This is a genomic window from Pseudomonas sp. DG56-2 (assembly GCF_004803755.1).
Lineage (GTDB): Bacteria > Pseudomonadota > Gammaproteobacteria > Pseudomonadales > Pseudomonadaceae > Aquipseudomonas > Aquipseudomonas auratipiscis.
Window position 1 is genome coordinate 4,178,000 of record NZ_CP032311.1, and the last position, 11,962, is coordinate 4,189,961.

Annotated in this window: 12 protein-coding genes and 1 pseudogene; all 13 read right to left on the reverse strand. The window is 60.2% G+C overall.

Going from position 1 to position 11,962, the window contains the following annotated elements; genetic code table 11:
- Positions 1–7: 7 nt before the first annotated feature.
- On the reverse strand, positions 8–403 hold the full coding sequence (locus D3Z90_RS19090; protein ID WP_136477495.1) for a DUF2802 domain-containing protein: 396 nt from the start codon (positions 401–403) through the stop codon (positions 8–10).
- A gap of 1 nt (position 404) precedes the next feature.
- Complete coding sequence (locus tag D3Z90_RS19095; protein WP_028945467.1) at positions 405–884, reverse strand: chemotaxis protein CheW; 480 nt, start codon at positions 882–884, stop codon at positions 405–407.
- 61 nt (positions 885–945) lie between these two features.
- A pseudogene (locus tag D3Z90_RS27415) lies at positions 946–1,494 on the reverse strand (CheW domain-containing protein); the annotation flags it as partial.
- A gap of 317 nt (positions 1,495–1,811) precedes the next feature.
- Positions 1,812–2,600, reverse strand: coding sequence for a ParA family protein (locus D3Z90_RS19105; protein WP_136477497.1), 789 nt, complete (start codon positions 2,598–2,600; stop codon positions 1,812–1,814).
- Between the two features lie 44 nt (positions 2,601–2,644).
- Positions 2,645–3,532, reverse strand: a complete 888-nt coding sequence (motD, locus tag D3Z90_RS19110) for a flagellar motor protein MotD (protein WP_136477498.1) — start codon at positions 3,530–3,532, stop codon at positions 2,645–2,647.
- A gap of 3 nt (positions 3,533–3,535) precedes the next feature.
- Positions 3,536–4,276, reverse strand: coding sequence for a flagellar motor protein (locus D3Z90_RS19115; protein WP_136477499.1), 741 nt, complete (start codon positions 4,274–4,276; stop codon positions 3,536–3,538).
- Positions 4,276–5,388 carry a chemotaxis response regulator protein-glutamate methylesterase gene (locus tag D3Z90_RS19120; protein WP_136477500.1) on the reverse strand — a complete coding sequence of 371 codons (1,113 nt, stop codon included), beginning with the start codon at positions 5,386–5,388 and terminating at the stop codon, positions 4,276–4,278. Before D3Z90_RS19120 ends, D3Z90_RS19115 begins: the two co-directional genes overlap by 1 nt.
- A 45-nt stretch (positions 5,389–5,433) precedes the next feature.
- Positions 5,434–7,656, reverse strand: a complete 2,223-nt coding sequence (locus tag D3Z90_RS19125; RefSeq protein WP_136477501.1) for a chemotaxis protein CheA — start codon at positions 7,654–7,656, stop codon at positions 5,434–5,436.
- A 12-nt stretch (positions 7,657–7,668) separates the two neighbouring features.
- Complete coding sequence (locus tag D3Z90_RS19130) at positions 7,669–8,457, reverse strand: protein phosphatase CheZ (RefSeq protein ID WP_136477502.1); 789 nt, start codon at positions 8,455–8,457, stop codon at positions 7,669–7,671.
- Positions 8,458–8,476: 19 nt separating this feature from the next.
- Positions 8,477–8,851, reverse strand: coding sequence for a chemotaxis response regulator CheY (locus tag D3Z90_RS19135; RefSeq protein ID WP_036990294.1), 375 nt, complete (start codon positions 8,849–8,851; stop codon positions 8,477–8,479).
- A 104-nt stretch (positions 8,852–8,955) separates the two neighbouring features.
- Complete coding sequence (fliA, locus tag D3Z90_RS19140) at positions 8,956–9,696, reverse strand: RNA polymerase sigma factor FliA (RefSeq protein WP_136477503.1); 741 nt, start codon at positions 9,694–9,696, stop codon at positions 8,956–8,958.
- Entirely contained in the window at positions 9,693–10,526 is an 834-nt protein-coding gene (fleN, locus tag D3Z90_RS19145) for a flagellar synthesis regulator FleN (protein WP_136477504.1), read from the reverse strand. Before fleN ends, fliA begins: the two co-directional genes overlap by 4 nt.
- Positions 10,527–10,645: 119 nt before the next feature.
- Entirely contained in the window at positions 10,646–11,956 is a 1,311-nt protein-coding gene (gene flhF / locus D3Z90_RS19150; RefSeq protein WP_136477505.1) for a flagellar biosynthesis protein FlhF, read from the reverse strand.
- Positions 11,957–11,962: the final 6 nt, after the last annotated feature.

Below are 11,962 nucleotides of genomic sequence, written 5' to 3' on the forward strand. Positions count from 1 at the left end.
TTTTTCCTCACTCGCTGCGATGCACCTTGCTCATCAACTCCGCCTCGGCCTGAGTCAAGCCGCAGGACTGCGTCAGCTCATCGACACTGGCCCCCATTCCCACCAAGCGCGCAGCTTGCGCGAAGGACAGGCTATTGGGGTCACGCTGCTCCAGTTGCAGAAGTTTGTCTGGCAAGGGCGCGACGGTTGCGCGCAGCTCATGCAACGCTTCACCCATGCGCACGCTGCCGTTCTGGTAATCGTCCAGGCGCTTGGCCAGGTCCTTGATGCGCTGGTCACGCAACGCATCACCCTGTGCCTGCTGGGCTGCCAGCTCACGCTGGCGCTTGCTGTAGCTCAGGAAGAACCACAGGCTGAGCGCCCAGAGTAGCGCCAGAAATATGACTGCAGCCTCAAGGATCAACTCAGATGTTCTCCAGCTCGGACCACTCTTCCTCGGTCATCATCTTGTCCAGCTCGACCAGGATCAGCAGTTCGTTGTTCTTGTTGCACACACCCTGAATGAACTTGGCCGATTCCTCGTTACCAACATTCGGCGCGGTTTCGATTTCCGACTGACGCAGGTAAACCACTTCGGCAACGCTGTCGACCAGAATACCGACCACTTGCTTGTCGGCCTCGATGATCACGATGCGGCTATTGTCGGTGATCTCGCTCGACATCAGGCCGAAGCGCTGACGGGTATCGATCACCGTGACCACGTTGCCGCGCAGGTTGATAATGCCCAGCACATAACTTGGAGCGCCCGGGACCGGGGCGATCTCGGTGTAGCGCAGAACCTCCTGCACCTGCATGACATTGATGCCGTAGGACTCGTTGTCCAGCTTGAAGGTCACCCACTGCAGGATCGGATCTTCGGAACCTTGTGCAGACGATTTTTTCATTCCCCTATCCCTCAAAATCCGCCATCGACGGTGTGCTCAGTGCGGTCGCAGGCGCGACCAATTATTTATGCGCGGCGTGCATCTGCTTGACGGCGCCACTGGCGATCAGCTCGGCCAGTTCAGCAACATCCAGCAGTGCACACATATGTTCGATTACGGTTCCAGCCAACCAGGGTCGCTGGCCGCGCTGGCTTCGCCATTTGATCTCGTTGGGGTCAAGGCGCAGCGAGCGGCTGACCTGATGCACAGCCAATCCCCACTCATAGCCCTGGACCGAAATCACATACTGCAGGCCCTGACGAAAGTCCTCGCGGTAGCGATCCGGCATGACCCAGCGAGCGGTGTCCAGCACTTTGAGGTTGCCACTCTGGCTCGGCAGAATGCCGAGAAACCAGTCGGGCTGGCCAAACAACGGCGTCAGCTCATGACCGGCCAGCGAATAGATCGAGCCCAGGCACACCAATGGCACTGCAAGGGTCAACCCGGCCACGTCGAATAACAGGCATTCGAACGGCTCGGCTGCCCACGCCGGACGCCCGTCAACGCTTGCTGGCGGCACGGGTTGATCAGACGCTGGAGGCAGATGGACCTCAACCAGCGGCTCGACCGGGGCAAGCTGCTCACACGCAGCTTCCAGCGGTTCAGGTTTGATCACAGGTGCTGGTGCTACTGCTGGCATCACCGTCGGCAGGAGCACGTCAGCAGGATCGGCGTATGGCAACGGCGCCAATTGCACCGCTACCGGCTTGGGCCGCTGCGCGACCAGTGCGTCACGTGCCTGCTCTTCACGCACGGCCAGCTCGAAATCATCGTTCGCCACCGAAGGTTCCAATGACTCGAGCACTTCGGTGGCTTCGTGGAGCAAGCCATCGAGGTAGGACTGCAGCGCCAGTTGTGGGCCAGTAGCAAGTTTTTGCGGACGATTCATCAGGCCACCTGCTGGGCGACGTTATGCGTCAACAAATGTTTGAGCAGGGCGCGGTAAGCCACCACGCCGCGGCTCTTGCCATCGAACTGCGACGGCGTGAGCCCTGCCCGGCTGGCATCACGCAGGCGCGTATCGACCGGGATATACCCTTGCCAGATGTTCTGTGGATAGGCATCGCGCAGCACACGCAAGGTGCCCATCGAGGCCTGGGTGCGCCGGTCGAACAGCGTTGGAATGATGTGATAGGGCAAGGCCTGCTTGCGTGAGCGATTGACCATGGCCAGGGTACTGACCATACGCTCCAGGCCCTTGACCGCCAGGTACTCGGTTTGAACCGGGATCACCAACTGCTGGCTGGCTGCCAGCGCGTTGACCATCAGCACCCCGAGCAGCGGTGGGCTGTCGATGATGGCGTAGTCGAAATCCTGCCATAACTGCGCCAGAGACTTGGCGATCACTAGGCCCAGGCCGCTCTGCCCTGGCGACTGACGCTCAAGTACAGCCAGCGCAGTGCTCGAAGGCAGCAGCGATATTTTCTCGTCACTGGTCGGCAGCAGCAATTGACCTGGCAGGCCCTCCGGGACCGTGCCCTTGTGCAGGAACAGGTCGTAGCAACTGTGCTCCAGCAGGTCCGGGTTGTGTCCGAAGTAGCTGGTCATGGACCCGTGTGGATCAAGGTCGACTACAACCACGCGCTTGCCCGCCTCGGCCAGCAAGCCGGCAAGGGCGATGGACGTGGTGGTCTTACCGACGCCACCTTTTTGATTGGCTACTGCCCAGACTCTCATTGCGTTGCTTCCTCCCGACCGGCAAAAGGCCTGACCGGGAATGGTTATAGGGTCGGTGACGGTGGATTGACGCGATTGCCCCCCGCCGTCGGTGATACCGCTGGCGGTGCAGTTTGTGTGCCAGCCCGCTTCATTGCTGCATCCGGTGTTGCATTGGCGCTGCCAGTGCCGGTCAGGCTGCGGCGCACTTCAAGGTTGCGCGAAATAACCAACACCACCCGACGATTACGCGCGCGCCCCTCGGCGGTGTCGTTGCCTGCTATAGGCTGGAACTCGCCATAACCCACCGAGGCCATGCGCGCAGGGTTGACCCCTTCCATCGCCAGCAAGCGGACAATGCTGGCAGCACGTGCCGACGACAGCTCCCAGTTGGTGGGGTACTGTGCGGTGCGGATCGGCAGATCATCGGTGAAGCCTTCGACATGCACCGGGTTGGCGAACGGCTTGAGGATGTTCGCCACCTTCTCGATGATGCTGAAGGCAACGTCGCTGGGCATGGCATCGCCGCTGCCGAACAGCAAGGCGGAGTTGAGTTCGATCTCGACCCAAAGCTCATTGCCGCGCACCGTCATCTGGTCGGACTTGATCAGATCGCCAAAGGCATCGCGCACATCATCGGTGATGGTTTTCAGCGGATCGCTACTGGCTTGGGCAAGCCCGGCATCGACCTGCTCACTGTCCTTGATCAAGGGCTCTGCGGGCCTCACCGACAGCGGCCGCTCCTCGCCGATGGGGATCGGCCGCATGCTTTTGTCCGGGTCGTTGAACACCCCGATCAGCGCCTGGGAGAGGATCTTGTACTTACCCTCGTTGATCGAGGAAATTGAATACATGACCACGAAAAACGCGAACAGCAAGGTAATGAAATCGGCGTAGGACACCAGCCAGCGTTCGTGATTTTCATGTTCCTCAGTTTGTCGACGGCGCGCCATGTATTACTCCATGAAGCCCTGAAGCTTCAGCTCGATCGAGCGTGGGTTTTCACCTTCGGCAATCGACAGCAAACCTTCGAGGAGCATTTCCCGGTAGCGCGACTGGCGCAGGGCCAAAGCCTTGAGCTTGTTGGCAATCGGCAACAGAATCAGGTTGGCGCTCGCCACACCGTAGATGGTGGCAACGAACGCCACGGCAATCCCGTTGCCCAACTGCGAAGGATCGGCCAGATTGCCCATGACATGAATCAGCCCCATCACCGCACCGATGATACCGATGGTTGGCGCATAGCCGCCCATGCACTCGAATACCTTCGCCGCCTGGATATCACGGCTCTCCTGGGTATAGAAATCCACCTCCAGGACGCTGCGAATAGCTTCGGGCTCGGCGCCATCGACGAGCAATTGCAAGCCTTTGCGCGCATAGGGGTCGGGCTCCGCGTCGGCCACGCCTTCCAGGCCCAGCAGCCCCTCCTTGCGCGCAGTCAGGCTCCAGTTGACGACCCGGTCAATGCCACCGGCCAGGTCCACGCGCGGCGGGAAGAGAATCCAGCGCACAATCTGTAACGCACGTTTGAACGCGCTCATGGGCGATTGCAGCAATGCCGCAGCCAACGTACCGCCAAGCACGATCAGGGCCGCAGGACCGTTGATCAGTGCCGACAGATGACCGCCTTCCAGGTAGTTGCCACCAATGATCGCAACGAATGCCAGAATGATCCCGATCAGGCTCAAGACATCCATCAGACGCAGGCCTCGACCAGGTGCCTGCCAATCTCGTCCAGGCTGTAGACGGCATCAGCCAGGTTGGCCTTGACGATGGCCATGGGCATACCATAAATCACGCAACTGGCTTCATCCTGAGCCCACACGGTGCTGCCGCATTGCTTGAGTAAGCGTGCCCCCTCACGGCCATCGGCGCCCATGCCAGTAAGCACGACCGACAGCACTTTGTCGCCATACGACTTGGCTGCTGAACCGAAGGTGATATCGACACAGGGTTTGTAGTTGAGGCGCTCATCGCCCGGCAGGATTTTCACTGCGCCGCGAGCATCGACCATCATCTGCTTGCCACCCGGCGCCAGCAGCGCCAGGCCAGGGCGCAGGATGTCGCCATCTTCTGCTTCCTTGACACTGATCTTGCACAGTTTGTCCAGGCGTTCGGCAAACGCCTTGGTAAAGGCTGCAGGCATGTGTTGCACCAGCACGATCGGTGCCGGGAAGTTGCCGGGCAACTGCGTCAGCACCCGCTGCAACGCCACCGGCCCACCCGTGGAGGTACCAATGGCAACCAATTTGTACGGCTTGCGCTTTGGCGCAGGCGCAGCAGGCGCTGCCGGCGCGCGGGCCGCTGGCGCAGGACGCGATGCCGGGCTTGCCCCCAGGCTGCTGACAGGCTGGCTGTGAGCGGCTGGCAGCGGGGCTGGCGCAGGACTGGCGTAGCTGCCCAGCCTGCGATTGCTGCGAGAAAGGGTATGGACCTTTTCGCACAGCATTTGCTTGACCTTCTCCGGGTTGCGCGAGATGTCTTCGAAGTTCTTCGGTAGATAATCGACCGCACCGGCATCCAGGGCGTCGAGGGTCACTCGCGCGCCTTCGTGGGTCAGGGAAGAGAACATCAATACCGGAGTTGGGCAACGCTGCATGATGTGACGCACAGCGGTGATGCCATCCATCATGGGCATTTCGTAGTCCATGGTGATGACATCGGGCTTGAGCGACAGCGCCTGGTCGATCGCTTCTTTGCCGTTGGTCGCGGTACCGACGACCTGGATAGTCGGGTCCGCTGAAAGAATTTCCGAGACTCGGCGGCGGAAGAAACCGGAATCATCCACCACCAGGACCTTGACTGCCATAAACACTCCATTAGGTGGCGCGGCGTGCAGGCCGCGCCACCAGAATCAAATACGCCGGGCGGCGTAACGCTTGAGCATGCTCGGAACGTCGAGGATCAGCGCAATGCGCCCGTCACCGGTAATGGTGGCGCCCGACATGCCTGGCGTACCCTGGAGCATCTTGCCCAGCGGTTTGATGACCACTTCTTCCTGGCCCACGAGCTGATCGACGACAAAGCCGATTCGCTGAGTGCCTACCGAAAGGATCACCACGTGCCCTTCGCGTTGCTCTTCATGAGCGGCGGAACTGACCAGCCAGCGCTTGAGGTAGAACAGCGGCAAGGCTTTGTCACGAACAATGACCACTTCCTGTCCATCGACCACGTTGGTGCGTGACAAGTCGAGGTGGAAAATCTCGTTGACGTTGACCAGCGGGAAGGCAAACGCCTGATTGCCGAGCATGACCATCAGGGTCGGCATGATCGCCAGGGTCAGCGGCACCTTGATGACGATCTTCGAGCCCAGGCCCTTGGTCGAGTAGATGTTGATCGAGCCATTGAGCTGAGCGATCTTGGTTTTCACCACGTCCATGCCCACGCCGCGCCCCGACACGTCGGAGATCTCGGTCTTGGTCGAGAAGCCCGGGGCGAAAATCAGGTTGTAGCATTCGGTGTCGCTCAGGCGGTCGGCGGCATCCTTGTCCATCACGCCGCGTTTTACCGCAATGGCGCGCAGGACATTGGCATCCATACCCTTGCCATCATCGGAGATCGACAGCAGGATGTGATCGCCTTCCTGCTCGGCCGAGAGCACCACCTTGCCACCGCGGGACTTGCCCGCCGCTTCGCGTTCTTCGGGCGTTTCGACGCCGTGGTCCACGGCGTTGCGCACCAAGTGCACCAACGGGTCGGCCAGGGCCTCGACAAGGTTCTTGTCGAGGTCGGTTTCTTCGCCAACCAACTCCAGGTTGATTTCTTTCTTCAACTGCCGGGCAAGGTCGCGAACCAGGCGTGGGAAACGCCCGAAGACTTTCTTGATCGGCTGCATGCGCGTCTTCATGACGGCGGTCTGCAGGTCGGCCGTCACCACGTCCAGGTTCGACACCGCCTTGGACATGGCTTCATCACCACTGTTCAGGCCCAGGCGTACCAGCCGATTACGTACCAGCACCAGTTCGCCGACCATGTTCATGATCTCGTCCAGGCGTGCGGTATCGACGCGTACGGTTGTTTCCGTCTCGCTGGCGGGGTGTTTCTCTGCAGCCGGTGCAGCTTGACGTGCAGACGCAGGTGCCGCGGCCTTGGCCGGTGCGGCAGCAGCTTTGGCTACCGGTGCCGGCGCAGGCGCCTGGGCTGGAGCGGTTGCAGGTTTGGCGGCCACGGCGGCAGCGGGAGCAGCGGCGGTCGCAACGCTGTCGGGTGCAAACTTGCCTTTGCCATGCAACTCATCGAGCAGGGCTTCGAACTCATGCTCGGAAATATGATCGCCGGCTGCTGCCGCATCTGCTTGCGGTGCCGGTGCAGACGTGGCGGTCAGGGCCTCGACGGCAAAGCTGCCCTTGCCATGCAACTGGTCAAGCAGCGCTTCGAACTCGTCATCGGTGATTTCATCGCTTGCACCCTGGGCCGATGGCTCCACAGGTGCAGACGTGCTGACGCTGTCGGGTGCGAACTGCCCCTTGCCATGCAACTGGTCGAGCAGCGATTCGAACTCGGCGTCGGTAATCTCGTCGCTGGCTGCGACAGGTGCCTGTTCTTGCGCTTGTGCCTCAGCCTTGACGGCATTAAGCGAATCAAGCAGTTGCTCGAATTCGGTATCGGTGATGTCTGCTTCGGCCACGGGCTCAGGCGCTTGCTCAAGCACCGGTGCCGGCTCGGGCTCCGCTACCGGCTCGGCCCCTGCAGGCTCGGCCAGGCGAGCCAGTGCCGCCAACAACTCAGGTGTAGCGGCAGTGACATCACTGCGTTCACGCACCTGGCCGAACATGCGGTTGACCGTATCCAGCGCTTCCAGGACCACGTCCATCAGCTCGGAATCGACGCGTCGCTCACCCTTGCGCAGGATGTCGAAGACGTTTTCGGCGATGTGGCAGCACTCCACCAGCTCGTTGAGCTGGAGGAAGCCGGCGCCCCCTTTTACAGTGTGAAAACCGCGAAAGATTGCATTGAGCAGGTCGGCATCATCGGGACGGCTTTCCAGCTCGACCAATTGCTCGGACAGTTGCTCAAGAATCTCGCCGGCTTCTACCAGAAAATCCTGGAGGATTTCTTCATCGGCGCCGAAGCTCATTAAACGTGCTCCCTAAAAACCCAGACTGGACAGCAGATCGTCGACATCGTCCTGACCGGACACAACGTCTTCACGCTTATCGGCATGAATCTGCGGACCTTCACCCCGAGTCGGATGTTTTTCTTGATCTTTTTCAGCACGCAACTGCTGGTGGTCATGTTCGATACCGGCAAAACGGTCGACCTGACTGGCCATCAGCACGAGCTTGAGCAGATTGCTTTCTACTTCGGTGACCAGTGCCGTAACACGTTTGATCACCTGACCGGTCAGGTCCTGATAGTCCTGAGCCAGCAAAATATCGTTGAGGTGGCCGGCGACCTTGCGACTGCCTTCCTCGCTGCGCTCCAGAAACCGATCGACGCGGTGCATCAGCTCGCGAAACTCCGGCGCAGCCACTTCGCGGCGCAAGAAGCGCTGCCAATCGGCACGCAGGTCACGTGCTTCATCACTGAGTTCGTGCAGTACCGGGGTGCTCTCCTCGACCAGGTCCATGGTGCGATTCGCGGCACCCTCGGTCAGCTTGACCACATAGGACAAGCGCTCGGTGGCATCGGTAATCTGCGAAACTTCCTCGGCCTGAGGCATGTGCGGATCGATCTGGAAACTGACGATCGCGCTGTGCAACTCACGAGTGAGCTTGCCCACTTCCTGGTACAAGCCGAGGTCACGGGTCTGGTTCAGCTGATGGATGAGTTGCACCGCGTCGCCAAATTTCCCTCGTTCGAGGCTGTCGACCAGTTCGTGGGCGTGCTTTTTGAGTGTCGACTCAAAGCCGTCCAACGATGATTGTGTTTGCTCCATAGCGCCCCCGTGGCGTGTCTCAGCTATTGACGCGCTCGAAGATCTTCTCGATCTTTTCTTTCAGCACCTGGGCAGTGAACGGCTTGACCACATAACCGTTGACGCCGGCCTGTGCCGCTTCGATGATCTGCTCGCGCTTGGCTTCGGCGGTGACCATCAGCACCGGCAGGTGCTTGAGACGCTCATCGGCGCGCACTTTGCGCAGCAGGTCGATGCCGGACATGCCAGGCATGTTCCAGTCGGTTACGAGAAAATCGAAGTGACCGCTTTCGAGCATCGGCAGCGCCGTGTTGCCGTCGTCGGCTTCCTGGGTGTTGGTAAAGCCCAGGTCACGCAACAGGTTCTTGATGATCCGCCGCATCGTCGAAAAGTCGTCGACGATGAGGATTTTCATGTCTTTGTTCAATTAGACCTCCAAGCAGTCTTTAACGCGCTCAGCGCTGAACGCGCATTCAATCAATTCGGGTACTTCGTTTCACGACTGCATTGAACCTGCGTTCAACGCGCCCGCCATTCTCCCAGGCGACTACGCAAACGCGCCGCACACTGGCTGTGCAACTGGCTGACGCGCGACTCACTGACACCCAGGACCTCACCGATTTCCTTGAGGTTCAGTTCCTCGTCGTAGTACAGCGCCAGCACCAGACGCTCGCGTTCCGGCAGATTGGCGATCGCGTCGGCCAAGGCTGCCTGGAAGCGCTCGTCTTCCAGATCGCGCGAAGGCTCGAGCTGGGCGGTGGCGCCGTCCTCGTGCAGGCCTTCATGTTCGCCGTCCTGCAACAGGTCGTCGAAACTGAACAGGCGACTGCCCAGGGTGTCATTCAAAATCCCGTAATAATCATCGAGACTCAATTGAAGTTCGGCAGCAACCTCGTGATCTTTAGCGTCACGGCCGGTTTTTGCTTCAATTGCACGTATCGCGTCACTGACCATGCGGGTATTGCGGTGGACCGAGCGCGGCGCCCAATCACCTTTACGTACTTCGTCAAGCATTGCCCCGCGGATACGGATACCGGCGTAGGTCTCGAAACTGGCACCCTTGCTCGCGTCGTACTTGTTGGAGACTTCAAGCAGGCCGATCATGCCGGCCTGGATCAAATCCTCCACCTGCACACTGGCTGGCAAACGTGCCAGCAAGTGATAGGCGATACGCTTGACCAGCGGCGCATAGCGCTCGATCAACTCGTACTGTCCATCGCGAGAAGCCTTGCTGTACATCCGATAACCGCTGGCGTTCATAGCACAGGTCCCGCACTCGTCGGTTGCACCAGGCGCTCGACAAAAAACTCCAGGTGTCCACGCGGGTTTGCCGGCAGCGGCCAGGTATCGACCTTCTGAGCAATGGCCTTGAATGCCAGCGCGCACTTGGAACGCGGGAAGGCTTCATAGACCGCTCGCTGCTTCTGCACAGCCTTGCGCACGCACTCGTCGTAAGGCACCGCGCCGACGTATTGTAGGGCTACGTCAAGGAAGCGATCTGTGACCTTGGTCAACTTGGCGAACAGGTTGCGGCCCTCTTGAGGGCTTTGTGCCATGTTGGCCAGGACGCGGAAGCGATTCATGCCGTAATCGCGGTTGAGCAATTTGATCAAGGCATAGGCGTCGGTGATGGAAGTGGGCTCGTCGCACACCACCAGCAACACTTCTTGCGCCGCGCGCACGAAACTGACTACCGAGTCACCAATACCCGCAGCGGTATCGATCACCAGTACATCGAGATTGTCGCCGATCTCGCTGAATGCCTGGATCAGGCCTGCGTGCTGGGCAGGCGCCAGGTGCACCATGCTCTGCGTGCCGGAAGCGGCCGGCACAATGCGCACGCCCCCCGGCCCTTGCAACAGCACATCGCGCAGCTCACAACGACCTTCGATCACATCGGCCAAAGTGCGCTTGGGCGCAAGGCCGAGCAATACGTCGACGTTGGCCAGGCCGAGGTCGGCATCGAGCAGCATGACCCGACGGCCAAGCTCTGCCAATGCCAATGAAAGGTTCACTGACACGTTAGTCTTGCCGACGCCACCTTTGCCGCCAGTTACGGCGATCACCTGTACGGGATGCATGCTACCCATGTTTGTTCATTACCTTGTCTTGCTTAGACTGAGGCCACATGACCGGCTGCGCTTTCAACACCTGAAAAATGCCTGGCAGTCCATCAATGCAGATACTTTGCAACGTCTTCACAATCACCTCAGCCAACACGCTTGCCGGGGCTGTGGTAGAGATCAGCGAACATATCGGCCATCGCCTCTTCGCTGGGCTCCTCCTGCATCTGCACACTCACCGCGCGGCTGACCAACTGGTGTCTGCGCGGCAGGTGCAGATCGTCAGGAATGCGTGGACCATCGGTTAGATAGGCCACTGGCAATTCATGACTGATGGCCAGGCTCAGAACTTCCCCGAGGCTGGCTGTTTCATCAAGCTTGGTCAGGATGCAGCCTGCCAGCCCACAGCGCTTGTAGCTGTGATAAGCGGCAGTCAGCACCTGCTTCTGGCTGGTCGTTGCCAACACCAGATAATTTTTTGACGCAATACCGCGCCCGGCAAGCGTTTCCAGTTGCATGCGCAAGGCAGGATCACTGGCTTGCAGGCCTGCGGTATCGATCAGCACCACGCGCTTGCGCAGCAGTGGCTCAAGCGCCTGGGCCAGGGACTGCCCCGGATCGACGTGGGTCACTGACACGTTGAGGATGCGACCCAATGTCTTGAGCTGCTCCTGGGCGCCAATTCGAAAACTGTCCATGCTCACCAGGGCCAGGTTCTGCGCGCCGTACTTGAGCACATAGCGCGCTGCCAATTTGGCCAGTGTAGTGGTCTTGCCCATTCCGGCCGGCCCGACCATGGCAATCACACCACCTTCTTCGATCGGTTCGATTTCGGGCACATCGATACGGCGTGCCAGGTGCGCCAGCAACATGCGCCAGGCGCGGCGCGGCTCATCGATGCTGCTGATCTGATCCAGCAGCTCACGCGCCAGCGGCCCGGACAGACCGATACGCTGCAGGCGACGCCAGAGATTGGCCTGTTGTGGTTGGTTGCCCTGCAACTGGCTCCAGGCCAGCGAGCCGAGCTGAACTTCAAGCAGCTCACGCAGGCCAGTGAGCTCCGAACGCATGGCGTCGAACAGGCGTGGGTCAACCGGCGCAGCAGCGGCTGCAACCGGCGCGACTGGCTCATCGACCTGCGGTTCGACCAACGGCTCGGACGCGGTCAGCGGCAAGCCGGCAAACAACTGGCGGTTACCCTCTTCGCTTTCGCTACGGCTACTAAGCTCGGCCTGGGCAGTGACGATGCGCGACTGGGTCTTGCGCAGTTCATCTTCGAGCTCCACATTCGGAACCCGCGGCGCCAGGGCGGACAGCTTGTAGTCCAGCGCAGCCGTCAGCTCGACACCGCCAGCAATCCGTCGGTTGCCGATGATGGCGGCTTCAGCCCCCAGCTCATCTCGAACCAGCTTCATGGCCTGACGCATATCGGCGGCGAAAAAACGCTTAACTTGCATAACCCA